19 protein-coding genes are annotated in these 24,135 nt (G+C 70.6%); 5 read left to right on the plus strand and 14 right to left on the minus strand.

What is annotated here, in order from left to right:
• Positions 1 to 6 precede the first annotated feature (6 nt).
• From ACFC51_RS31770 to ACFC51_RS31790, 5 genes are all read left to right on the plus strand, one after another.
• On the plus strand, positions 7 to 1,380 hold the full coding sequence (locus ACFC51_RS31770; RefSeq protein WP_376374670.1) for an ABC transporter substrate-binding protein: 1,374 nt from the start codon (positions 7 to 9) through the stop codon (positions 1,378 to 1,380).
• On the plus strand, positions 1,377 to 2,243 hold the full coding sequence (locus ACFC51_RS31775; protein ID WP_376374668.1) for an ABC transporter permease: 867 nt from the start codon (positions 1,377 to 1,379) through the stop codon (positions 2,241 to 2,243). Before ACFC51_RS31770 ends, ACFC51_RS31775 begins: the two co-directional genes overlap by 4 nt.
• A complete protein-coding gene (locus ACFC51_RS31780; protein ID WP_376374666.1) occupies positions 2,240 to 2,998 on the plus strand; it encodes an ABC transporter ATP-binding protein in 759 nt (252 codons plus the stop codon). Before ACFC51_RS31775 ends, ACFC51_RS31780 begins: the two co-directional genes overlap by 4 nt.
• On the plus strand, positions 2,995 to 5,721 hold the full coding sequence (locus tag ACFC51_RS31785; RefSeq protein ID WP_376532110.1) for a fumarate reductase/succinate dehydrogenase flavoprotein subunit: 2,727 nt from the start codon (positions 2,995 to 2,997) through the stop codon (positions 5,719 to 5,721). Before ACFC51_RS31780 ends, ACFC51_RS31785 begins: the two co-directional genes overlap by 4 nt.
• 85 nt (positions 5,722 to 5,806) lie before the next feature.
• Positions 5,807 to 6,415, plus strand: a complete 609-nt coding sequence (locus ACFC51_RS31790) for a Uma2 family endonuclease (RefSeq protein ID WP_376374732.1) — start codon at positions 5,807 to 5,809, stop codon at positions 6,413 to 6,415.
• A gap of 13 nt (positions 6,416 to 6,428) precedes the next feature.
• Here the strand turns inward: ACFC51_RS31790 and recQ are convergent, their stop codons facing one another.
• The 14 genes from recQ to ACFC51_RS31860 all read right to left on the minus strand — a co-directional run bounded on the left by recQ (position 6,429) and on the right by ACFC51_RS31860 (position 24,122).
• Positions 6,429 to 8,405, minus strand: coding sequence for a DNA helicase RecQ (gene recQ / locus ACFC51_RS31795; RefSeq protein ID WP_376532112.1), 1,977 nt, complete (start codon positions 8,403 to 8,405; stop codon positions 6,429 to 6,431).
• A 118-nt stretch (positions 8,406 to 8,523) separates the two neighbouring features.
• Positions 8,524 to 10,188 carry an NADH-quinone oxidoreductase subunit NuoN gene (nuoN, locus tag ACFC51_RS31800; RefSeq protein ID WP_376374657.1) on the minus strand — a complete coding sequence of 555 codons (1,665 nt, stop codon included), beginning with the start codon at positions 10,186 to 10,188 and terminating at the stop codon, positions 8,524 to 8,526.
• A complete protein-coding gene (locus ACFC51_RS31805; protein ID WP_376374654.1) occupies positions 10,185 to 11,756 on the minus strand; it encodes an NADH-quinone oxidoreductase subunit M in 1,572 nt (523 codons plus the stop codon). Before ACFC51_RS31805 ends, nuoN begins: the two co-directional genes overlap by 4 nt.
• A gap of 4 nt (positions 11,757 to 11,760) precedes the next feature.
• Positions 11,761 to 13,656, minus strand: coding sequence for an NADH-quinone oxidoreductase subunit L (gene nuoL, locus ACFC51_RS31810; protein WP_376532114.1), 1,896 nt, complete (start codon positions 13,654 to 13,656; stop codon positions 11,761 to 11,763).
• A 12-nt stretch (positions 13,657 to 13,668) separates the two neighbouring features.
• Positions 13,669 to 13,968: an NADH-quinone oxidoreductase subunit NuoK gene (gene nuoK, locus ACFC51_RS31815; RefSeq protein WP_099173920.1), complete on the minus strand. Its 300-nt coding sequence runs from the start codon at positions 13,966 to 13,968 to the stop codon at positions 13,669 to 13,671.
• Positions 13,965 to 14,816: an NADH-quinone oxidoreductase subunit J gene (locus tag ACFC51_RS31820; protein WP_376374648.1), complete on the minus strand. Its 852-nt coding sequence runs from the start codon at positions 14,814 to 14,816 to the stop codon at positions 13,965 to 13,967. Before ACFC51_RS31820 ends, nuoK begins: the two co-directional genes overlap by 4 nt.
• Positions 14,813 to 15,409, minus strand: a complete 597-nt coding sequence (gene nuoI, locus ACFC51_RS31825) for an NADH-quinone oxidoreductase subunit NuoI (RefSeq protein WP_376374646.1) — start codon at positions 15,407 to 15,409, stop codon at positions 14,813 to 14,815. Before nuoI ends, ACFC51_RS31820 begins: the two co-directional genes overlap by 4 nt.
• Positions 15,402 to 16,820 carry an NADH-quinone oxidoreductase subunit NuoH gene (nuoH, locus tag ACFC51_RS31830; RefSeq protein ID WP_376374643.1) on the minus strand — a complete coding sequence of 473 codons (1,419 nt, stop codon included), beginning with the start codon at positions 16,818 to 16,820 and terminating at the stop codon, positions 15,402 to 15,404. The genes nuoI and nuoH overlap by 8 nt, the downstream gene beginning before the upstream one ends.
• Positions 16,817 to 19,324, minus strand: coding sequence for an NADH-quinone oxidoreductase subunit G (locus ACFC51_RS31835; protein ID WP_376374640.1), 2,508 nt, complete (start codon positions 19,322 to 19,324; stop codon positions 16,817 to 16,819). Before ACFC51_RS31835 ends, nuoH begins: the two co-directional genes overlap by 4 nt.
• Entirely contained in the window at positions 19,321 to 20,694 is a 1,374-nt protein-coding gene (nuoF, locus tag ACFC51_RS31840; RefSeq protein WP_376374638.1) for an NADH-quinone oxidoreductase subunit NuoF, read from the minus strand. Before nuoF ends, ACFC51_RS31835 begins: the two co-directional genes overlap by 4 nt.
• On the minus strand, positions 20,694 to 21,509 hold the full coding sequence (gene nuoE / locus ACFC51_RS31845; protein ID WP_376374730.1) for an NADH-quinone oxidoreductase subunit NuoE: 816 nt from the start codon (positions 21,507 to 21,509) through the stop codon (positions 20,694 to 20,696). Before nuoE ends, nuoF begins: the two co-directional genes overlap by 1 nt.
• A 29-nt stretch (positions 21,510 to 21,538) precedes the next feature.
• Complete coding sequence (locus ACFC51_RS31850) at positions 21,539 to 22,861, minus strand: NADH-quinone oxidoreductase subunit D (RefSeq protein ID WP_376374635.1); 1,323 nt, start codon at positions 22,859 to 22,861, stop codon at positions 21,539 to 21,541.
• Complete coding sequence (locus ACFC51_RS31855) at positions 22,861 to 23,571, minus strand: NADH-quinone oxidoreductase subunit C (RefSeq protein ID WP_376374632.1); 711 nt, start codon at positions 23,569 to 23,571, stop codon at positions 22,861 to 22,863. Before ACFC51_RS31855 ends, ACFC51_RS31850 begins: the two co-directional genes overlap by 1 nt.
• Positions 23,568 to 24,122 carry an NADH-quinone oxidoreductase subunit B family protein gene (locus ACFC51_RS31860; protein WP_145804190.1) on the minus strand — a complete coding sequence of 185 codons (555 nt, stop codon included), beginning with the start codon at positions 24,120 to 24,122 and terminating at the stop codon, positions 23,568 to 23,570. The genes ACFC51_RS31855 and ACFC51_RS31860 overlap by 4 nt, the downstream gene beginning before the upstream one ends.
• Between the last annotated feature and the right edge of the window lie 13 nt (positions 24,123 to 24,135).

Genomic DNA, 24,135 nt, shown 5'->3' on the forward strand with positions numbered 1-24,135 from the left:
CCTCCCATGCGACGCACGGCAATCCGAACGGCCGGCGCCCTGCTGGCCTCCGCGCTGCTCGTCCCGCTCACCGCGGGCTGCGGCGGCGAGGCGAGCGCGGGTGGCGCCGACACGGTCACGGTGACCGTCGGCTACCAGTCCAGGACCATCAACACCGTCACGGCGGGCACCCTGCTGCGCTCGCTGGGCTACTTCGAGGACGAACTGCGGGCGCGGGGCGAGCGGGACGGCGTCACCTACGAGGTGAAGTGGCAGGACTACGCGACCGGCGCCCCGATCACCGCCCAGATGACCGCGGGGAAGGTCGACATCGGCTCGATGGGTGACTACCCGCTGCTGATCAACGCCGCGCGGGGCAGGCAGCTGGGCCGCCCGACCAAGCTGGTCTCGGTCACCGGATACAACCTGCGTGGCGGCCTCAACACCGTGGTGACCGCGCCCGGTGCGAAGCTCCGCTCCCTGGAGGACCTGCGCGGCAGGAAGGTCTCCACAAGTGTGGGCTCGGCCGCGGACGGGACGCTCGTACGGGCGCTCCAGCAGGCCGGGCTCGACCCGGAGAAGGACATCCGCAAGCTCAACCAGCAGCCCGCGGTGGGCGCTTCGGCGCTCCAGGCCGGCAGCGCGGACGCCCTGTCGCAGTTCGTGGCGTGGCCCGGACTGCTGGCGTTCCAGGGCCGGGCGAAGGCGCTCTACGACGGGGCGGAGCTGAATCTTCCGACGTTCCACGGGGTCACCGTCGTCGAGGACTTCGCGAAGAAGCGGCCCGGCGTGCTGGAGGACTTCCTCCGGGCGCAGGGCCGGGCCACGGACTACCTGCACGAGCACCCGGTGGCGGCCTCCGAGTCGGTGGCCGGGGCGACGGGCCTGCCGGCCGAGGTCGTCCACCTCTACAACGGCGCCCAGGGCATCGCGACGTTCGACACGACGGTGAAGCCCGCCCTGGTCGCCGCGCTCAGGAAGGACGTCCCGGTCCTTCGTTCGGCGAAGCTCGTCGGGGACGTGGACGTCGACGACTTCGTCGACGAGACGCATGTGAAGCGGGTGTACGGCTCCGCCTACGCGAAGGCACGGGCCGCCGGTCCGCCGGCGGCGCGCGGCGGCGAGGTCTGGCTGAAGGGCGAGGACACCACGTCGGCGTTCGCGACGCCCGCCGAGGTCCTGCGGTACGCCGCCGGGCACGAGGGCAGGGTCCGCGCCGCGTACGTCCCGGACGCGGGAACCGGCACCCTGTGGTTCGCGAACCGTGCGGTGTGGGTGGAGGACGGCGGGGAACTGAGGCCGTACGTCACGGAGTCGGCCGCCCGCGCGGACGTCGCGGCGCACCCCGGCGCCCGGACCGTCCCGTACGCCACCGCTCTCGGTCTGGCCCGCGCCTCATGAGGGGACAGCGGTGGTCGGTGGTGCTGCGGGTGCTGTCGCTGGTGGCCGCCCTGGGTGTCTGGCAGGCGCTGACCTCCTACGACGTCAACCTGTGGCTGCGCTTCGAGCAGTTCCCCACGGTGACCGATGTGGCCCGGGCGTTCGGCGACCGGCTGGGCAGCGGCGCGTACTGGCAGGACCTCACCGACAGCCTGACCCGGATCGTCACCGGCTTCGCCCTGGCCGCCGTCCTCGGCATCACGGCGGGCACGGCGATCGCCCGCTCCCGGCTGGTCTCGGACCTGCTGGGCCCCGTCCTGGAGGTGATACGCCCGGTGCCGGCGATCGCCCTGGTACCCGTGGCCATCCTGCTCTTCCCCAGCAACGAGCAGGGCATCGTCTTCATCACCTGCACCGCGGCGTTCTTCCCCGTCATGGTCTCCACGCGGCACGCGGTGCGTGCGCTCACCCCGGTGTGGGAGGAGGCCGTCCTGACGATGGGCGGCGGCCGGTGGAGGATCCTCGGCTCCGTCGTCCTGCCCGGCGCGCTCCCCGGCATCCTCGGCGGGCTCTCCGTCGGCATCGGGGTGTCGTGGATCTGTGTGATCTCCGCCGAGATGATCTCCGGTGAGTACGGGGTCGGCTACCGCACCTGGCAGGACTACACCGTCGTCGACTACCCCGGCGTCTTCGTCGGCATGGCCACGATCGGACTGCTGGGGTGGATCACCTCGACAGCCGTGGAGCTGCTGGGCCGCCGGCTCACCCGGTGGCTGCCGCGCACGGAGGGCAGCCGCCCTCCGGCCCCCGTGCGGCACCGGAAGCGGGCCGTCCCCCCGGTGGTGGCACCGGTCCCCCTGGCGAAGGAGCGGGTGCACCCATGACCACCACGACCACTCCCCAGGGAGTCCGGCTGACGCTGCGCGGCGCCGTGCTCGGCCGGGCCGGGGACCCGGTGCTGGACGGCGTCGACCTCGACGTCGTCCCCGGCGAGATCCTGGCCGTCGTCGGGCCGTCGGGCTGCGGCAAGTCCACGCTCCTGCGCACCCTGGCCGGACTGCTGCCCGCCCTCGGCGGTGAGGTCACCCAGGACGGCGAGGCGATCACCGCGCCCCGGGCCGAGCGGGCCCTCGTCTTCCAGGACGACGCCCTGCTGCCCTGGCGCACGGTGCGCGCCAACGTCGAACTGCCCCTGGCCGTCCGGGGCGTCCCCCGGGCGGAGCGGAGGGCGCGCGCCGAGTCCTGGCTGGCCCGGGTCGGCCTGGACGGCCACGGCGCGAAGTTCCCGCACCGGATCTCGGGCGGCCAGCGCCAGCGCGTCCAGCTGGCCCGCGCCCTGGCGGCAGAGCCGCGCGCGGTCCTGATGGACGAGCCGTTCGGCGCGCTGGACGCCCAGACCAGGGCCGGGATGCAGCAGTTGCTCGTCGATGTCCTCGGGGGCACGGGCGCCACGGTCGTCTTCGTCACGCACGACGTGGACGAGGCCCTGTTCCTGGGCGACCGGGTGGCACTGCTGCCCACCGGACGCGTCCTGGACGTGCCCCGCCCGCGGGAACGCGCCGCGCACACCGATCCGGCGACCGTCGCGCTGCGCCGCGAGGTCCTCGCATCGCTCACCCCCGACCGTGGAAAGGCATGACCGTGCAGATCCCCGCCCTCGCCGACGCCGAGGAACTCTCCTGCGACGTGCTGGTCGTGGGGGGCGGCACGGCCGGCACCATGGCAGCGCTCACCGCCGCCGAGCACGGTTCCTCCGTCCTGCTGCTGGAGAAGGCGCACGTCCGCCACTCGGGCGCCCTCGCCATGGGCATGGACGGCGTGAACAACGCCGTGATCCCGGGCCGGGCCGAACCCGACGACTACGTCGCGGAGATCACCCGGGCCAACGACGGCATCGTCGACCAGTCCACCGTCCGCCAGACCGCGGTGCGCGGATACGGGATGGTGCGGAGGCTGGAGTCGTACGGGGTGAAGTTCGAGAAGGACGAGCACGGGGAGTACGCCGTACGCCAGGTGCACCGCTCCGGCTCGTACGTGCTGCCGATGCCCGAGGGCAAGGACGTCAAGAAGGTCCTCTACCGGCAGCTGCGGCGCCGGGAGATGCGGGAGAGGATCCGGATCGAGAACCGGGTGATGCCGGTCCGGATCCTCACCGGCGACGACGGCCGGGCGATCGGCGCGGCTGCGTTCAACACCCGTACCGGCGCGTTCGTCACCGTGCGCGCGGGGGCCGTCGTCCTGGCCACCGGCCCCTGCGGACGGCTGGGCCTGCCCGCATCCGGGTACCTCTACGGGACGTACGAGAACCCCACCAACGCGGGCGACGGCTATGCCATGGCCTACCACGCGGGTGCCGAACTGACCGGCATCGAGTGCTTCCAGATCAACCCGCTGATCAAGGACTACAACGGGCCCGCCTGCGCCTACGTCGCCAATCCCTTCGGCGGCTACCAGGTGAACCGGCACGGCGAGCGGTTCGTCGACTCCGACTACTGGTCCGGGCAGATGATGTCCGAGTTCGCGGCGGAGGTCGCCTCGGACCGCGGGCCGGTGTATCTGAAGCTGAGCCATCTGCCCGAGGAGTCCGTCAGCGCGCTGGAGGGCATCCTGCACTCCACGGAGCGGCCGACCCGTGGCACGTTCCACGCGAACCGGGGCCACGACTACCGCACCCACGACATCGAGATGCACATCTCCGAGATCGGCCTGTGCGGCGGGCACTCGGCATCCGGGGTCCGCGTCGACGACCACGCCCGCACGACGGTGCCCCGCCTCTACGCGGCCGGGGACCTGGCCTGCGTCCCGCACAACTACATGATCGGAGCGTTCGTCTACGGCGATCTCGCCGGCGCCGACGCCGCGCAGTACACGGCGTACGAGGGCGAGCTGCCCGAGGAGCAGCTGAAAGCGGCCCACGAGCTGGTCTACCGGCCGCTGCGGAATCCGGAGGGGCCCCCGCAGACCCAGGTCGAGTACAAGCTGCGCCGCTTCGTGAACGACTACGTGGCTCCGCCGAAGTCGGGGGCCCGGCTCTCGCTCGCGCTGGAGCACTTCGAGCGGATGCGCAACGACATCGCGGAGATGGGGGCGACCACCGCGCACGAGCTGATGCGGTGTGCGGAGGTGAGTTTCATCCGGGACTGCGCGGAGATGGCCGCGCGTTCCTCGCTGGCCAGGACGGAGTCCCGCTGGGGCCTCTACCACGAGCGCACGGACCATCCGGAGCGCGACGACACCGACTGGTTCCACCACCTCGACCTGCGCAAGTCGGCGGCGGGAGCGATGGAGTTCACGGCCCGGCCGGTGGCACCGTACCTCGTGCCGGTGGAAGGGTTCGACGCCGTGGGCGGGGCCTCGCGGGAGCTCGGCGAGATCGAGGCGATGCAGGTCGCGACGGCCGGGGCGCGGGAATCGGCCCCTGCCGGGTCCGCATTGCCCGTGCGCTCCCGAACCTCCGCATCCGCCTCGTCCGGCCGCTCCCCCCGCATTCTCGAACTCCTCGCGCTGGCGGAGGACCAGCCGGAGCTGGCGGACCTGGCCCCGTATCTGGACGATTCCGACCCGGCGGTCCGGCGGGCAGCGGTGGCCGCGCTGACCGAGTCGACGCCTGAGGGTGCGGGGCCCGCGCTGGCGGCGACGCTCGCGGACCCGGTGCCGTCCGTGCGGGCGGCGGCCGCCGCCTCCCTGCGGGAGCTGGTCGAGCTGCTCCCGGCCGAACCGGCGCTGCGCGCACCGCTGGTGGAGGCCCTCGGCTCCGGGGACCCCGTCGTACGGGCCACGGCGCTGGACACCCTGAGGGCGCTGCGGCTGGGGGACGCGGAGCTGTACGCCGGCACGCTCGGCGACTCCGACATCGACGTACGCGTCCACACGGTGAGCGCCCTGGTCTCGGTGGACGCGGCCGGGCTGCTCGCCGGAGCGGTGACCGACCCGTCCCGGGAGGTCCGGGTGGCCGTCGCGAAGGGTCTGGCGGCCACCCGCTCCCCCGGCCCGGAACCGCTGGCTCCACTGCTGTCCGACCCGGACCTGCTGGTGCGGGCGGCGGCCCTGGGGGCGCTCGCGGCGACGGGGTGCCCGGAGCCGTACGCGGCCCGGGCCACCGAGGCGCTGACGGACCCGGCCTGGCAGGTCAGGGCGGGGGCGGCGACGGCGCTCTCCTCCGCCGGTCCTGTTCCGGCGGTCGCGGCACTGGCGGGGGCGCTGGGTGACCCGAACGCCGATGTCCGGAAGGCGGCGGTGCTGGCGCTGCTGAACCACACGTCCCACGACGCGGCCCGGGAGGCTCTGGCCGGGGTGCTCACGGACCCGGACGCGGACGTGCGCGCGTATGCGGCCAGAGGGGCGTTGGTCAACGACGCGTAAGTCGCTCACACGTGTGGGCGGCCCTGGTCTGTCCTCGCCGGATACGCTGAACGGACCCGCGAGACTTCGTCCCATGGGAGCACTGATGAGCGTCGGACCCGAGGCCCCCGAGCCGCGGTGGGCGGTTCCGCCCGTGGGCGGCTGGACCGCCGATGACCTGGACACACTCCCGAATCTGCCTCCGCACACGGAGCTGATCGACGGGAGCCTGGTCTTCGTGAGTCCGCAGACCGTTTTCCACGAGCGCGCGATCGACTACCTGAAGTGGCAGTTGCAGTCACTCGCACCGCTCGATCTCGAGGTCTTCCGCGAATTCACCATCGATGTCGACTTCCAGAACCGGCCCGAACCCGATGTCGTCGTCGTGCGCGCGGACGCGGTCGAGAGTCTGCGGCAGACACGGTTCCCCGCGAGCAGTGTGCTGCTCGCGATCGAGGTCGTGTCCGACGAGTCCGTCACCCGTGACCGGGAGACCAAGCCCGTGAAGTACGCCCGCGCGAAGATCCCGCACTACTGGCGGGTGGAGAACCAGGACGGCCGGGCGGCCGTGTACGTCTTCGAGCTGGAGCCCGCGACCGGCGCGTACACCTCCACGGGGATCTTCCACGACCGGATGAAGGTGTCCACTCCCTTCGCCGTCGATCTCGACCTGACCGCGATCGTCTCGCGCCGCCGGGCGGCGAAGCCGGAGTAGACCCGGCCCCGGCTCACTCGAACTCCGGGGGCTCCTCGTCCCAGCCGAACTCCGGGTCGGCGTGCGGGGCGGTCGGCGGCGCCTTCGGCTCCGGGGGCCGGACCGCTGCGGGAGCCGTCTCCGGTGCTGCGGCGGGGCCGCCTTCTCCCAGTCCGGCCAGCACCTCCAGCACTCCCTCGCCGTACGTCGCGAGCTTCTTCTCGCCGAGGCCGCTGACCCCGGCCAGCTCCGCGAGCGAACCGGGACGCAGGGCCGCGATCTCCCTCAGGGTCGCGTCGTGGAAGATCACGTACGCCGGGAGGCCCAGCTCCTTGGCCGTCGCCCCGCGCCAGGCGCGCAGCGCCTCGAAGACCGGGACGGCCTCGGCAGGGAGGTCGGCCACCGCGGCCGCGGACTTGGCCTTGCGCTCGCCACCGGACGACGACCGCGTCGTGGGCCGCTTCGGCTCCTTGCGGAGCATCACCTCGCGCTCCCGCCCGAGCACGGAGCCGCTCGCCTCGGTCAGCACCAGCGTGCCGTACTCCCCCTCGACCGCCAGCAGCCCCTGCGCCAGCAGCTGGCGCACGACGCCCCGCCACTCCGCCTCGGCCAGCTCCTCGCCGATACCGAAGACCGAGAGCTGGTCGTGGTCGAACTGGATGGTCTTCGCCGTCTTGCGGCCCAGCAGGATGTCGATGATCTGGCCGGCGCCGAACTTCTGGTTCCGCTCCCGCTTCAGCCGGACCACGGTCGACAGCAGCTTCTGGGAGACCACCGTGCCGTCCCAGGTCTCGGGCGGGGTGAGGCACGTGTCGCAGTTGCCGCAGGTCTCCTCGCCGGGCTCCTGGCCGAAGTAGGTCAGGAGCTGGGCCCGGCGGCACTGCACGGTCTCGCAGAGCGCCAGCATCGAGTCGAGGTGCGAGGCGGCGCGGCGCCGGAACGCCTCGTCGCCCTCGCCGCCCTGGATCAGCTTGCGCTGCTGGACGACGTCCTGGAGGCCGTAGGCCATCCAGGCCGTGGACGGTGCCCCGTCACGCCCCGCACGGCCGGTCTCCTGGTAGTACCCCTCGACGGACTTGGGCAGGTCGAGGTGGGCGACGAAGCGGACGTCCGGCTTGTCGATGCCCATCCCGAACGCGATGGTCGCGACGACGACCAGACCCTCCTCGCGCAGGAAGCGCGACTGGTGGGCGGCGCGCGTCGCCGCGTCCAGGCCGGCGTGGTAGGGCACGGCCTCGATGCCGTTGCGGCTGAGGTACTCGGCGGTCTTCTCCGTCGAGTTGCGCGAGAGGCAGTAGACGATGCCCGCGTCCCCCGCGTGCTCCTCCTTGAGGAAGGTGAGCAGCTGCTTCTTCGGGTCGGACTTCCCCACGATGCGGTACTGGATGTTGGGCCGGTCGAAACTGGCCACGAAGTGCCTGGCGTCGGGCATGCCCAGGCGCTGGGTGATCTCCCGGTGCGTGGCGTCGGTCGCCGTCGCCGTCAGCGCGATGCGGGGCACGTCGGGCCAGCGCTCCCCCAGCACGGAGAGGGCCAGGTAGTCCGGGCGGAAGTCGTGGCCCCACTGGGCGACGCAGTGCGCCTCGTCGATGGCGAAGACGGAGATCTCGCCGCGGGCCAGGAGGGCGAGCGTCGAGTCGAGGCGCAGCCGCTCGGGGGCCAGGTACAGCACGTCGAGCTCACCGGCGAGGAACTGGGCCTCCATCGAGCGGCGCTCGTCGAAGTCCTGCGTGGAGTTCATGAAGCCCGCGCGCACCCCGAGCGCGCGCAGGGCGTCCACCTGGTCCTGCATGAGGGCGATCAGCGGGGAGATCACGATGCCGGTACCCGGCCTGACCAGGGCGGGGATCTGGTAGCAGAGGGACTTGCCGCCGCCGGTGGGCATGAGCACGACCGCGTCGCCGCCCTCGACGACATGCTCGATCACGGCGCCCTGCTCGCCGCGGAACGCCTCGTACCCGAACACCCGGTGCAGCGTCTGCTGCGCAGCGCTCTCGGTCGTCACACTCATGGTCGCGCCCGTCCGTCCGTCTTCACCCGTCCACAGCAACCATAGGCGCCGCATGTGACAACGCCGGACGGGCTTGACTTTCCAGGCCCGTCCGGCGTCGTCGCGGTACCGCGGTGCGTCACCGCACGAAGACTCCCGCCTGGCTCGCCAGGTCGAGGAAGTACTGCGGGGCCAGGCCCAGCACCAGCGTCACGGCCACCCCGACCGCGATGGTGGTCATCGTCAGCGGGGACGGGACGGCGACCGTCGGGCCGTCCGCCTTCGGCTCGCTGAAGAACATCAGGACGATGACCCGGATGTAGAAGAACGCGGCGATCGCCGACGAGATCACACCGACCACGACGAGACCGCTCGCGCCGCCGTCCGCCGCCGCCTTGAAGACGGCGAACTTGCCGGAGAACCCGGAGGTGAGCGGGATGCCGGCGAAGGAGAGCAGGAAGACCGCGAAGACCGCCGCGGTCAGCGGGGAGCGCCGCCCGAGACCGGCCCACTTCGACAGGTGGGTCGCCTCGCCGCCCGCGTCGCGCACCAGGGTGACGACGGCGAAGGCACCGACGGTCACGAAGGAGTAGACGCCCAGGTAGAAGAGGACGGACGAGATGCCCTCCGGGCTCGCCGCGATGACACCGGCGAGGATGAAGCCCGCATGGGCGATCGAGGAGTAGGCCAGGAGCCGCTTGATGTCGGTCTGGGTGATCGCGACGACCGCGCCGCCCAGCATCGTGACGATCGCGACGCCCCACATGACGGGGCGCAGGTCCCAGGTGAGGCCGGGCAGCACCACGTACAGCAGGCGCAGCAGGGCACCGAAGGCGGCGACCTTCGTGGCCGCGGCCATGAAGCCGGTGACCGGGGTCGGGGCGCCCTGGTAGACGTCAGGGGTCCACATGTGGAAGGGGACGGCCCCGACCTTGAAGAGCAGGCCCATGAGGATCATGGCGCCGCCGATGAGCAGCAGCGCGTCGTTGCCCATGGTGTCGGCGAGCGCCGGGTCGATCTGCTGGACGCTGCCGTCGACGACGTTCGCGATGCCGGCGTACGAGACGGTGCCCGCGTACCCGTAGAGCAGGGCGATCCCGAAGAGCAGGAAGGCCGAGGAGAAGGCGCCGAGCAGGAAGTACTTCACGGCGGCTTCCTGCGACATCAGCCGCTTGCGGCGGGCGACGGCGCAGAGGAGGTACAGCGGGAGGGAGAAGACCTCGAGGGCGACGAAGAGCGTCAGGAGGTCGTTGGCCGCGGGGAAGACCAGCATGCCCGCGACGGAGAAGAGGGCCAGCGGGAAGACCTCGGTGGTGGTGAACCCTGCCTTGACCGCCGCCTTCTCGCCCTCGCTGCCGGGCACCGACCCGGCCTGGGCGGCGAAGGAGTCCACGCGGTTGCCGTGTGCGGCCGGGTCGAGGCGCCGCTCGGCGAACGTGAAGACGGAGACCATCGAGACGAGCAGGATGGTGCCCTGGAGGAACAGGGCGGGTCCGTCGACGGCGACCGCGCCCATCGCGGCGATGTGCGCGTTCTTCGAGGCGTACCCGTCTGCGGCGAGCCCCACCACCGCGGCGAACGCGGCGGCGATGGCGACGACCGTGAGGAACACCTGGGTGGTGTAGCGCGCCCGTCGCGGGACGAAGGCCTCGACCAGGATCCCGAGGACGGCGGCCCCGATCACGATGAGGACGGGCGCCAGTTGGGCGTACTCGATGGTCGGAGCGGTGAACTTGTCGCCCGGTGCGGCCGTCGTCACCCCGCCCGCCGTCGTCCACAGGCTGTGGACAGCTGTTGCGCTCACTTGGCGGCCTCCACCTCGGGCTGGGGGTCCTTCTTCTGTACGTCGTGCATGGTGTGCTGCACCGCCGGGTTGACGACCTCGGTGAGCGGCTTCGGGAAGACGCCGAGGAAGATCAGCAGGGCGATCAGCGGGAGGGCCACCGCCAGCTCACGGACCTTGAGGTCGGGCATGGACCCGATCCCCTCCCTGACCGGCCCCGTCATCGTCCGCTGGTAGAGGACGAGGACGTAGAGCGCGGCGAGCACGATGCCGACGGTGGCGATGACGCCCGCCACCGGGTACGCGCTGAACGCGCCGACCAGGACCAGGAACTCGCTGACGAACGGGGCGAGACCGGGCAGTGAGAGGGTGGCCAGACCGCCGATGAGGAAGGTCCCCGCCAGGACGGGCGCCACCTTCTGCACCCCGCCGTAGTCCGCGATGAGCCGCGAGCCGCGCCGGGTGATCAGGAATCCGGCGACCAGCATCAGCGCGGCCGTCGAGATCCCGTGGTTGACCATGTAGAGCGTGGCGCCCGACTGGCCCTGGCTGGTCATCGCGAAGATGCCGAGCACGATGAACCCGAAGTGGGAGATCGACGCGTAGGCGATGAGCCGCTTGATGTCGCGTTGGCCGACGGCGAGCAGCGCGCCGTAGACGATGGAGATCAGGGCCAGGACGAGGATCACCGGCGTCGCCCACTTGCTGGCCTCCGGGAAGAGCTGGAGGCAGAAGCGGAGCATCGCGAAGGTGCCGACCTTGTCGACGACCGCGGTGATCAGGACGGCCACCGGGGTGGTCGCCTCCCCCATGGCGTTGGGCAGCCAGGTGTGCAGCGGCCAGAGGGGGGCCTTCACCGCGAAGGCGAAGAAGAAGCCGAGGAACAGCCACCGCTCGGTGGAGGTCGCCATGTCCAGCGAGCCGTTGGCCCGCGCCTCGGCGATCTCGGAGAGCGAGAAGCTCCCGGCGACGACGTAGAGCCCGATGACGGCGGCCAGCATGATGAGCCCGCCGGCCAGGTTGTAGAGGAGGAACTTCACCGCGGCGTAGCTGCGCTGCGCCGCCGCGTTCTCGTCGCTGCCCGCGTGGGCCCGGTCCCCGAAGCCGCCGATGAGGAAGTACATCGGGATGAGCATGGCTTCGAAGAGGATGTAGAAGAGGAAGACGTCGGTGGCCACGAAGGACAGGATCACCATCGCCTCGACCATGAGGATCAGCGCGAAGAAGCCCTGGGTCGGGCGCCACCGGCTGGAGTTGGTCTCCAGGGGATCGGCGTCGTGCCAGCCCGCCAGGATCACGAAGGGGATCAGCAGCGCGGTGAGCGCGAGGAGCGCCACCCCGATGCCGTCGACGCCCAGTTCGTAGCGGACGCCGAAGTCCTTGATCCAGGCGTGCGACTCGGTGAGCTGGTAGCGGTCGCCGCCCGGTTCGAAGCGGGCGAAGACGATGCCGGCCAGGACGAGCGTGGCCAGGGAGACGACCAGCGCGAACCACTTGGCCGCGGTGCGCCGGGCGGCCGGGACGGCGGCGGTGGCGATCGCGCCGATCGCCGGGAGTGCCGCCGTCGCTGTCAGGAGGGGAAAGGACATGGGATCAGACCGCCCTCATCAGCAGGGTCGCGGCGATGAGGACCGCCGCACCGCCGAACATCGAGACCGCGTAGGAGCGGGCGTAGCCGTTCTGCAGCTTGCGCAGCCGGCCGGAGAGCCCGCCCATCGTGGCGGCCGTGCCGTTGACGACGCCGTCGACCAGGGTGTGGTCGACATAGACCAGGGAGCGGGTGAGGTGCTCGCCGCCGCGCACCAGGACCACGTGGTTGAAGTCGTCCTGGAGGAGGTCCCGGCGGGCCGCCCTGGTGAGCAGGGAGCCGCGCGGGGCGACGGCCGGGACGGGCCTGCGCCCGTACATGGCCCAGGCGATGGCGACACCGACGACGAGCACCACCATCGTGGCGGCGGTGACGGTGGTCGCGCTGACCGGGGCATGTCCGTGGTCGTGCCCGGTGACCGGCTCCAGCCAGTGCAGGAAGCGGTCGCCGATGGAGAAGAAGCCACCGGCGAAGACCGACCCGAAGGCCAGCACGATCATCGGGACGGTCATGGACTTCGGTGACTCGTGCGGGTGCGGCTCGTGTCCCTCCGCGTCCGGCTGCCAGCGCTTCTCGCCGAAGAAGGTCATCAGCATCACGCGCGTCATGTAGAAGGCGGTGATTGCGGCGCCCAGCAGGGCGACGGAGCCGAGGATCCAGCCCTCGGTACCGCCCTTGGCGAAGGCCGCCTCGATGATCTTGTCCTTGGAGAAGAAGCCGGACAGGCCCGGGAAACCGATGATCGCGAGGTACCCGAGGCCGAAGGTGACGAAGGTGACCGGCATGTACGTGCGCAGACCGCCGTACCTCCTCATGTCGACCTCGTCGTTCATGCCGTGCATGACCGAACCGGCGCCGAGGAAGAGACCGGCCTTGAAGAAGCCGTGCGTCACCAGGTGCATGATCGCGAAGACGTAGCCGATGGGGCCGAGGCCCGCGGCGAGGATCATGTACCCGATCTGCGACATCGTCGACCCGGCGAGGGCCTTCTTGATGTCGTCCTTGGCGCAACCGACGATCGCACCGAAGATCAGCGTGACGGCACCCACGACCACGACGACCAGCTGGGCGTCGGGGGCCCCGTTGAAGATCGCTCCGGAGCGGACGATCAGGTACACGCCCGCGGTCACCATGGTGGCCGCGTGGATGAGGGCCGAGACCGGGGTCGGGCCCTCCATCGCGTCACCCAGCCAGGACTGCAGCGGCACCTGGGCCGACTTGCCGCAGGCCGCGAGGAGCAGCATGAGGCCGATCGCGGTGAGCTTGCCCTCGCTCGTGTCCCCGGTCGCCTCCAGCACCGGCCCGAAGGCGAAGGTGCCGAAGGTGGTGAACATCAGCATGATCGCGATGGACAGGCCCATGTCGCCGACCCGGTTGACCAGGAAGGCCTTCTTGGCGGCGGTGGCCGCGCTGGGCTTGTGCTGCCAGAAGCCGATGAGCAGGTACGAGGCGAGGCCGACGCCCTCCCACCCGACGTACAGCAGAAGGTAGTTGTCGGCGATGACCAGGATGAGCATCGCCGCGAGGAAGAGGTTCAGGTAGCCGAAGAAGCGGCGGCGGCGCTCGTCGTGCTCCATGTAGCCGACGGAGTAGATGTGGATCAGCGTGCCCACACCCGTGATCAGCAGGACGAACGTCATCGACAACTGGTCCAGCTGGAAGGCCACATCGGCCTGGAACCCCTCGACGGGGATCCAGCTGAACAGATGCTGGTGGAGGGCGCGGTCCTCGGCGCTCCTGCCCAGCATGTCGGTGAACAGCACGGCGCCGACGACGAACGACGCGGCGGCGAGCACCGTGCCGATCCAGTGTCCGGCCCGGTCGAGCCGGCGGCCTCCGCAGAGCAGGACCGCCGCTCCGAGCAGGGGCGCCGCGACCAGCAGCGCAATCAGGTTTTCCACGATTCCGACCCCTTACAGCTTCATCAGGCTGGCGTCGTCGACCGAGGCCGAGTGGCGGGAGCGGAACAGCGACACGATGATCGCGAGCCCGATGACGACCTCCGCGGCGGCGACGACCATCGTGAAGAAGGCGATGATCTGGCCGTCGAGGTTGCCGTGCATCCGGGAGAACGCGACGAGCGTGAGGTTGCAGGCGTTGAGCATCAGCTCGATGCACATGAACACCACGATCGCGTTCCGCCTGATCAGGACGCCGGAGGCGCCGATCGTGAACAAAAGGGCCGCGAGGTAGAGGTAGTTGACCGGATTCACTTGGCGACCTCCTCCTCTTCTTCCGCGTGGTCACGGGCCGGCCCGCGGTCACGTCCGAGCCGCTCCCCCGAGCGCTGTTCCAGCGCCTTGAGGTCGGCGAGCGATTCGCTGGACACGTCGCGGATCTGACCGCGCTGCCGCAGCGTCTGCATGACGGTGAGCTCGGACGGGGTGCCGTCCGGCAGGAGTCCCGCGATGTCCACGGCGTTGTGCCGGGCGTAGACGCCGGGGGCGGGCAGCGGCGGGAGGTGGCTGCTGCGCACCCGCTCCTGGGAGAGCTCCCGCTGCGTCTTCGCGCGCTCGGTGCGCTCGCGGTGCGTGAGCAGCATCGCCCCGACGGTCGCCGTGATCAGCAGGGCGCCGGTGATCTCGAACGCGAAGACGTACTTGGTGAAGATGAGGTTGGCGAGGCCCTCGACGTTGCCGCCGTGCTGGGCGTTCGCCGTTCCCAGGCCGTTGAAGGTGGAGAGGGACGCCTGCCCGATGCCGGCGATCAGCAGGATGCCGAAGCCCAGTCCGCAGGCGGCGGCCAGCCACCGCTGCCCCTTGAGGGTCTCCTTCAGCGAGTCCGCCGCCGTGACGCCGACGAGCATGACCACGAAGAGGAAGAGCATCATGATCGCGCCGGTGTAGACGACGACCTGGACGATGCCCAGGAAGTAGGCGCCGTTGGCGAGGTAGAAGACCGCCAGCACGATCATGGTGCCGGCGAGCGACAGCGCGCTGTGCACCGCCTTCTTCATCAGGACGGTCGAGAGCGCGCCGACGACGGCGACGGTGCCGAGGATCCAGAACTGGACGGCCTCACCGGTCGAGGTGGCGGTGGCCGCCGCCAGGGTGGCGGTCATGCGTCCACCTCCTTGTCCGCTTCTCCCTTGGAGACGGCGATCTGGCGCTCCGTGCCGGGAGCCGCCTCGGTCACCAGACCGCGGTAGTAGTCCTGTTCGTCCATGCCCGGGAAGATCGCGTGCGGGCTGTCGACCATGCCTTCCTCCAGGCCCGCGAGCAGCTCGTCCTTGGTGTAGATGAGGCTCTCGCGGGTGGTGTTGGCGAGCTCGAACTCGTTGGTCATGGTCAGTGCCCGGGTGGGGCACGCCTCGATGCAGAGTCCGCACAGGATGCAGCGTGCGTAGTTGATCTGGTAGACGCGGCCGTAGCGCTCGCCCGGGGAGTAGCGCTCCTCGTCCGTGTTGTCCGCGCCCTCGACGTAGATCGCGTCGGCCGGGCACGCCCAGGCGCAGAGCTCGCAGCCGACGCACTTCTCCAGCCCGTCCGGATGGCGGTTGAGCTGGTGGCGCCCGTGGAAGCGCGGCGCGGTCACCTTCTGCGTCTCCGGGTACTGCTCCGTCAGCCGCTTCTTGAACATGGCCTTGAAGGTCACGCCGAAGCCGGCCACCGGATTCTGGAACTTCTCCCCTGAGGGTTCCGATGACTCAGACACCGTCGGCCTCCCTTCCGTCACTCGCACTTCCGTCACTCGCCAGGTCGTCGCTCCGCGTGTCCGGCCCGCCGCTGACGACGAGCTCCCGCTCGCGTCGGGGCGTGCGGCGCGGTACCGGCGGCAGGGACTGGCCCGGCAGCGGGGGCACCGGATATCCGCCGGCCATCGGGTCGAACGCCGGCTCCGGTCCGGCCGCCTCCTCTGCGGCCTTGGTCCTCCGGTCGCGGAAGATGTCGGCGACGAAGGAGATCAGCAGGACCGCGATGACGGCCCCGGCCACGTAGAGCAGGATCTTCGAGTAGTCGTATCCCTCGTTGTTCATCGCCCTGACGGTCGCGACCAGCATCAGCCAGACGACGGAGACCGGGATCAGGACCTTCCAGCCGAGCTTCATCAGCTGGTCGTAGCGGACACGGGGCAGGGTGCCGCGCAGCCAGATGAAGAAGAAGAGGAGCAGCTGCACCTTGACGACGAACCAGAGCATCGGCCACCAGCCGTGGTTCGCGCCCTCCCAGAAGGTGCTGACCGGGTACGGAGCCCGCCAGCCGCCGAGGAACAGGGTCACGGAGACCGCGGAGACGGTGACCATGTTGACGTACTCGGCGAGCATGAACATCGCGAACTTGATCGAGGAGTACTCGGTGTTGAAGCCGCCGACCAGGTCGCCCTCGGACTCGGGCATGTCGAACGGGGCCCGGTTGGTCTCACCGACCATCGTGATGATGTAGATGATGAAGGAGACCGGCAGCAGCAGGACGAACCAGCGGTCCTCCTGTGCCGCCACGATCTCCGAGGTCGACATCGACCCCGAGTAGAGGAACACCGAGGCGAACGCGGCGCCCATCGCGATCTCGTAGCTGATCATCTGGGCGCAGGAGCGCAGACCGCCGAGCAGCGGGTACGTCGATCCGGAGGACCAGCCGGCCAGCACGATGCCGTAGATGCCGACGGAGGCGACCGCGAGGATGTAGAGCATCGCGATCGGCAGGTCCGTCAGCTGCATCGTCGTGCGGTGGCCGAAGACCGAAACCTCGTTGCCCGACGGGCCGAACGGGATCACGGCGATCGCCATGAACGCCGGTGCGGCGGCCACGATCGGGGCCAGGATGTAGACGACCTTGTCGGCGCGCTTGACGACGACGTCTTCCTTCAGCATCAGCTTGATGCCGTCGGCGAGCGACTGGAGCATGCCCCAGGGGCCGTGCCGGTTGGGGCCGATGCGCAGCTGCATCCAGGCGACGACCTTGCGCTCCCACACGATGGAGAAGAGCACGGTCACCATCAGGAACGCGAAGCAGAACACCGCCTTGACGACGACGAGCCACCAGGGGTCCGTGCCGAACATCGAGAGGTCCTCGGCCGCGAGGACGGTCCCCCGCGGTGCCGTGGCGAGTCGGTCGAGGGCGGTCACTCTCCTACCTCCGTTGTCACGACGTGGGAGCCCGGGGCGGCGGGACCGATCCGGACCAGTCCGCCCGGCTGGGCGCCGGTGTCGGCGGGGACGCCCCGGCCGACGGAGTCCAGTGGCACCCACACGACCCGGTCCGGCATCTCGGTGACCGCCAGCGGGAGCTCGGTGGTGCCGGCGGGGCCGGTGACGGCGAGCAGGTCGCCGTCCTTCACCCCCGACTCGGCCGCGGTGACCGGGGAGAGCCGGGCGACGGCCGCGTGCCGGGTGCCGGCCAGCGCCTCGTCGCCCTCCTGGAGCCTGCCCCGGTCGAGCAGCATCCGGTGGCCCGCGAGGACCGCCTCGCCGTCGCCGGGCCGGGGCACCGGGCGGGACGTCGCCCGCGGGTCGTCGGCGTGGCCGCCCTGCCAGCCGCCGAGGCGGTCGAGCTCACGGCGGGCCGCCCGCAGATCGGGCAGTGCCAGGTGGACGTCGAGCGCGTCCGCCAGCATGTGCAGCACCCGCGCGTCGGTCGGGCAGAGCGTCCTCGGCATCTGCTCGGGCTTCAGCGCGGCCTCGAACATCCGCGCCCTGCCCTCCCAGTTGAGGAAGGTGCCGGGCTTCTCCGCGACGGCCGCGACGGGAAGGACCACGTCGGCGCGTTCGGTGACCGCGCCGGGGCGGAGCTCCAGCGAGACCAGGAACCCGACCTGGTCCAGCGCCCGCAGCGCCCCCGCGGGGTCGGGCAGGTCCTCGGGGTCGACCCCCGCGACCAGCAGCGCGGCCAGTTCGCCGGTGGCCGCGGCCTCCACGATCTGGCCGGTGTCGCGGCCGAAAGCGGCGGGGAGTTCGGCGACGCCCCAGACGGACGCCACCTCCTCCCTGGCCCGCGGGTCCGTGGCGGGGCGGCCGCCGGGCAGCAGCGACGGGAGCGCGCCCGCCTCCAGTGCGCCGCGTTCGCCGGCCCGGCGCGGGATCCACACCAGTGCGGCACCGGTCGCGGCGGCGGTGCGCAGGGCGGCGGTGAGCCCGCCGGGCACCCCGGCGAGCCGCTCGCCCACCACGATCACGGCGCCTTCGCCGCGCAGTGCCTCGGCCGCCGCGGCGCCGTCGGCCTCCAGGCCGACCCCGCCCGCGAGGGCGTCCAGCCATTCGGTCTCGGTCCCGGGCGCGGCAGGCAGGAGCGTCCCGCCCGCCTTCTCCAGGCCCCGGCTGGCGTGCGAGGCGAGCGCGAACGTCCGCTGCCCGTGCTTGCGGTGGGCCTTGCGGAGCCGGAGGAAGACGCCGGGCGCCTCCTCCTCGGACTCGAAGCCGGCCAGCAGGACGGCCGGTGCCTTCTCCAGCGCGGTGTACGTGACGCCGCTGCCGTCGAGGTCGCGTCCGCGCCCGGCCACCCGCGCGGCGAGGAAGTCGGCTTCCTCCCCGCTGTGGACGCGGGCCCGGAAGTCGATGTCGTTGGTGTCGAGGGCGATCCGCGCGAACTTGCTGTAGGCGTAGGCGTCCTCGACGGTCAGCCGGCCTCCGGTGAGGACCCCGGTCCTGCCGCGCGCCGCCGAGAGGCCGGCCGCCGCGGCTTCCAGCGCCTCGGGCCAGCTCGCCGGCTCCAGCACGCCGTCCGCGTTGCGCACGAGCGGCGTGGTGAGCCGGTCGCGCTGCTGGGCGTAGCGGAAGCCGAAGCGGCCCTTGTCGCAGAGCCACTCCTCGTTGACCTCGGGGTCGTTGGCGGCGAGCCGCCGCATGACCTTGCCGCGCCGGTGGTCGGTCCGGGTGGCGCAGCCGCCGGCGCAGTGCTCGCACACCGAGGGCGTCGACACCAGGTCGAAGGGCCGGGAGCGGAAGCGGTACGCCGCCGAGGTCAGCGCCCCGACCGGGCAGATCTGGATGGTGTTGCCGGAGAAGTACGACTCGAAGGGGTCGCCCTCGCCGGTACCGACCTGCTGGAGCGCACCGCGCTCGATCAGCTCGATCATCGGGTCGCCCGCCACCTGGTTGGAGAACCGGGTGCACCGCGCGCAGAGCACGCACCGCTCACGGTCCAGCAGCACCTGGGTGGAGATGGGGACGGGCTTCTCGAAGGTGCGCTTCTTCCCGTCGAAGCGGGAGTCGGCGCCGCCGTGCGACATCGCCTGGTTCTGCAGGGGGCACTCGCCGCCCTTGTCGCAGACCGGGCAGTCCAGCGGGTGGTTGATGAGCAGGAGCTCCATCACCCCCTTCTGGGCCTTCTCCGCGACCGGCGAGGTGATCTGCGACTTCACGACCATGCCGTCGGTGCAGGTGATGGTGCAGGAGGCCATCGGCTTGCGCTGGCCCTCGACCTCGACGATGCACTGGCGGCAGGCGCCGGCCGGGTCGAGGAGCGGGTGGTCGCAGAAGCGCGGGATCTCGATGCCCAGGAGCTCGGCGGCGCGGATGACGAGGGTGCCCTTGGGCACACTGATCTCGATGCCGTCGATCGTGAGCGTGACGAGGTCCTCGGGCGGAACGGCCGCCTCGCCGCCCCCGGAGGGCGCACTCGTGGTGACTGTCATGCGTTCACCCCCCGGTGAGCGTTCTTGTCGTCCTTGTCGTCGGCCCAGAGGGTCGACCGGGCCGGGTCGAAGGGGCAGCCCTTGCCGGTGATGTGCTGCTCGTACTCCTCACGGAAGTACTTCAGCGAGGAGAAGATCGGCGAGGCGGCGCCGTCGCCGAGGGCGCAGAACGACTTGCCGTTGATGTTGTCGGCGATGTCGTTCAGCTTGTCGAGGTCGGCCATCTGTCCCTTGCCGGCCTCGATGTCGCGGAGCAGCTGGACCAGCCAGTAGGTGCCCTCGCGGCACGGCGTGCACTTGCCGCAGGACTCGTGGGCGTAGAACTCGGTCCAGCGGGTGACGGCACGCACCACGCACGTGGTCTCGTCGAAGCACTGGAGCGCCTTGGTGCCGAGCATGGACCCGGCGGCGCCGACCCCCTCGTAGTCCAGGGGGACGTCGAGGTGTTCGTCGGTGAACATCGGGGTGGAGGAGCCGCCGGGTGTCCAGAACTTCAGGCGGTGCCCTTCCCGGATGCCGCCGCTCATGTCGAGCAGCTGGCGCAGGGTGATGCCGAGCGGCGCCTCGTACTGGCCGGGGCTGGTGACGTGCCCGCTGAGCGAGTACAGCGTGAAGCCCGGGGACTTCTCGCTGCCCATCGACTTGAACCAGTCCTTGCCCCTGTGCAGAATCGCGGGAACCGAGGCGATGGACTCGACGTTGTTCACGACAGTAGGACAGGCGTACAGACCGGCGACCGCGGGGAAGGGGGGACGCAGCCGTGGCTGGCCGCGCCGTCCTTCGAGCGAGTCGAGCAGCGCGGTTTCCTCTCCGCAGATGTACGCACCGGCACCCGCGTGCACCGTGAGTTCCAGGTCGAGCCCCGAACCGAGGATGTCCGTCCCCAGATAGCCCGCCGCGTACGCCTCACGCACGGCCTCGTGCAGCCGCCGCAGTACGGGGACGACCTCACCGCGCAGATAGATGAAGGCGTGCGAGGAGCGGATCGCGTAACAGGCGATCACGATGCCCTCGATGAGGCTGTGCGGGTTGGCGAAGAGGAGCGGGATGTCCTTGCAGGTCCCCGGCTCCGACTCGTCGGCGTTGACCACGAGGTAGTGCGGCTTGCCGTCCCCCTGCGGGATGAACTGCCATTTCATCCCCGTGGGGAAGCCGGCGCCCCCGCGTCCGCGCAGACCGGAGTCCTTGACGTACGCGATGAGGTCGTCGGGCGCCATCGCCAGGGCCTTGCGCAGCCCCTCGTAGCCGTCGTGGCGGTGGTAGGTGTCCAGCGTCCAGGACTCGGGCTCGTCCCAGAAGGAGGAGAGGACCGGGGAAAGGAGCTTCTCCGGGCTGGTCCCGTTCTTGTCGATCTCGGTGGCCACGGTCATCACTCCCCCTCCTCGGCTGCGGGCCCGGCCGGGTTGTCCGGGTCGGAGGCCGATGTCTGCTGCGGCGCGTCGTGGGAGCTGAGGTGCTCGGCGCCCTTCTGCGGCTGGTCGCTCGGGGCCTCTCCACGCTGCCCGACCACGCGCGCGTGCGGCGCGGCCTCCCCCTTGGCGAGCTTCAGCCCGATCAGGGAGGCGGCCCCCGCCCCGCCGCTCGCCTCGACGGCGCCGGGGCGCGGGTCGGGGAAGCCGGCCAGGATCCGGGACGTCTCCTTGTAGGTGCAGAGCGGCGCGCCCCGGGTGGGCTCCACGGTGCGGTCGGCGAGCAGGTCGTCGACGAGTCGTGTCGCGCTCTCGGGCGTCTGGTTGTCGAAGAACTCCCAGTTGACCATCACGACGGGTGCGAAGTCGCAGGCAGCGTTGCACTCGATGTGTTCGAGGGTGACCTTGCCGTCCTCCGTCGTCCCCTCGTTGCCGACGCCCAGGTGCTCCTTCAACTGGTCGAAGATGGCGTCGCCGCCCATGACCGCGCACAGGGTGTTGGTGCAGACCCCGACCTGGTAGTCACCGCTCGGCCGGCGCCGGTACATCGAGTAGAAGGTGGAGACCGCCGTGACCTCGGCGGTGGTGAGGCCGAGCCGGTCCGCGCAGAAGGCCACGCCCGTGCGGGAGACGAAACCCTCCTCGGCCTGCACCAGGTGCAGCAGCGGCAGCAGCGCGGAGCGGCTGCCGGGGTAGCGGGCGATCACCTCCTTCGCGTCCGCTTCGAGCCGGTTCAGCACGTCGGCCGGGTAGGGCGGGGCGGGGAGCTGCGGCATCCCCAGGCTGACTTCTTGGTTGGATGCGGTCACCGGTCGACGCCTCCCATCACGGGGTCGATGGACGCGACGGCGACGATGACGTCGGCGACCTGGCCGCCCTCGCACATCGCCGCCATGGCCTGCAGGTTGGTGAAGGACGGGTCGCGGAAGTGGACCCGGAAGGGGCGCGTTCCGCCGTCCGAGACGACGTGCACGCCGAGTTCGCCCTTGGGCGACTCGATGGCGGTGTACGCCTGCCCGGCCGGGACCCGGAAGCCCTCGGTCACCAGCTTGAAGTGGTGGATCAGGGCCTCCATGGAGGTACCCATGATCTTCTTGATGTGGTCGAGCGAGTTGCCGAGTCCGTCGGGTCCCAGCGCGAGCTGCGCGGGCCAGGCGATCTTCTTGTCGGCGACCATGACCGGGCCCGGCTCCAGCCGGTCCAGGCACTGCTCGACGATCCTGAGCGACTGGCGCATCTCCTCGAGACGGATGAGGAAGCGGCCGTAGGCGTCGCAGGTGTCCGCGGTGGGCACGTCGAACTCGTAGGTCTCGTATCCGCAGTACGGATCGGACTTGCGCAGGTCGTGCGGGAGTCCGGCGGACCTGAGGATCGGGCCGGTGGCGCCGAGCGCCATGCAGCCGGTCAGGTCGAGGTAGCCGACGTCCTGCATGCGTGCCTTGAAGATGGGGTTGCCGGTCGCGAGCTTGTCGTACTCCGGCAGGTTCTTCTTCATGGTCCTGACGAACTCGCGGAGCCGGTCGACGGCGCCCATCGGCAGGTCCTGGGCCAGCCCGCCGGGGCGGATGAACGCGTGGTTCATCCGCAGACCGGTGATGAGCTCGAAGATGTCGAGAACGAGTTCACGATCGCGGAAGCCGTAGATCATGATCGTCGTGGCACCGAGTTCCATGCCGCCGGTGGCGATGCACACCAGGTGCGAGGAGATCCGGTTGAGCTCCATCAGGAGCACCCGCAGGACGGTGGCCCGGTCGGGGATCTGGTCCTCGATGCCGAGGAGCTTCTCGACCCCGAGGCAGTACGCCGCCTCGTTGAAGAACGGGGTGAGGTAGTCCATGCGCGTGACGAAGGTGGTGCCCTGCGTCCAGTTCCGGAATTCGAGGTTCTTCTCGATGCCGGTGTGGAGGTAGCCGATGCCGCAGCGGGCCTCGGTGACGGTCTCGCCGTCGATCTCCAGGATCAGTCTCAGCACACCGTGCGTGGACGGGTGCTGCGGCCCCATGTTGACGATGATGCGTTCGTCGTCCGACTTCGCCGCGGACTCGACGACCTCGTCCCAGTCGCCGCCGGTGACTGTATATACAGTCCCCTCGGTCGTGGCGCGGGGAGTTGCGTGGGGAGTGGTCATCAGCTGTACGACCTCCGCTGGTCCGGAGCCGGGATCTGGGCGCCCTTGTACTCGACGGCGATGCCGCCGAGCGGGTAGTCCTTGCGCTGCGGGAAGCCCTGCCAGTCGTCCGGCATCATGATCCGGGTCAGGGCGGGGTGCCCGTCGAAGACCAGGCCGAAGAAGTCGTAGGTCTCGCGCTCGTGCCAGTCGTTGGCCGGGTAGACGCCGACGAGCGACGGGATGTGCGGGTCGCTGTCGGGCGCGGACACCTCCAGGCGGATCAGCCGCCCGTGGGTGAGCGAGCGCAGGTGGTAGACCGCGTGCAGCTCGCGCCCCTTGTCCCCCAGGTAGTGGACACCGCTGACGCCCGTGCAGAGCTCGAAGCGCAGGGCGGGGTCGTCGCGCAGGGTGCGGGCGACCTGGACCAGGTGCTCGCGGGCGACGAAGAAGGTGAGTTCGCCCCGGTCGACGACCGTCTTGCCGATGGCCTCGCCGGGGAGCAGGTCCTGTTCCTCCAGGGCCCCCTCGAGCTCGTCGGCCACTTCGTCGAACCAGCCGCCGTACGGCCGGGAGGCCGCGCCCGGCAGGGCCACCGTGCGGACGAGTCCGCCGTAGCCGGAAGTGTCTCCGCCGTTGTTGGCGCCGAACATCCCCTTGCGTACGCCGATGACCTCACCGGAGTCGTCGCGGGGCGTGGGCACCGCCGTGCCGTTCTGTTCCTCGCTCACCGCAGCAGCCCCTTCATCTCGATCAGGGGGAGTGCCTTGAGGGCCGCCTCCTCCGCCTCGCGGGCGGCCTCCTCCGCGTTGACCCCGAGCTTGGTGCCCTGGATCTTCTGGTGGAGCTTGAGGATGGCGTCGATCAGCATCTCGGGACGCGGCGGGCATCCCGGCAGATAGATGTCGACCGGGACAATATGATCAACACCCTGAACAATGGCGTAGTTATTGAACATTCCACCCGATGATGCGCAAACCCCCATGGAGATGACCCACTTGGGGCTCGGCATCTGGTCGTAGACCTGCCGCAGGACGGGCGCCATCTTCTGGCTGACCCGCCCCGCGACGATCATCAGGTCCGCCTGCCGCGGCGAACCGCGGAAGACCTCCATCCCGAACCGGGCCAGGTCGTACCGCCCCGCGCCGGTCGTCATCATCTCGATGGCGCAGCAGGCGAGGCCGAAGGTGGCGGGGAAGACGGAGGACTTCCGTACCCAGCCGGCGGCCTGCTCGACAGTGGTCAGCACGAAGCCGCTCGGCAGCTTCTCTTCGAGTCCCATGGTGTGCCCCTCA

The sequence above is a fragment of the Streptomyces sp. NPDC055962 genome, assembly GCF_042270185.1.
Classification (GTDB): Bacteria; Actinomycetota; Actinomycetes; order Streptomycetales; family Streptomycetaceae; genus Streptomyces.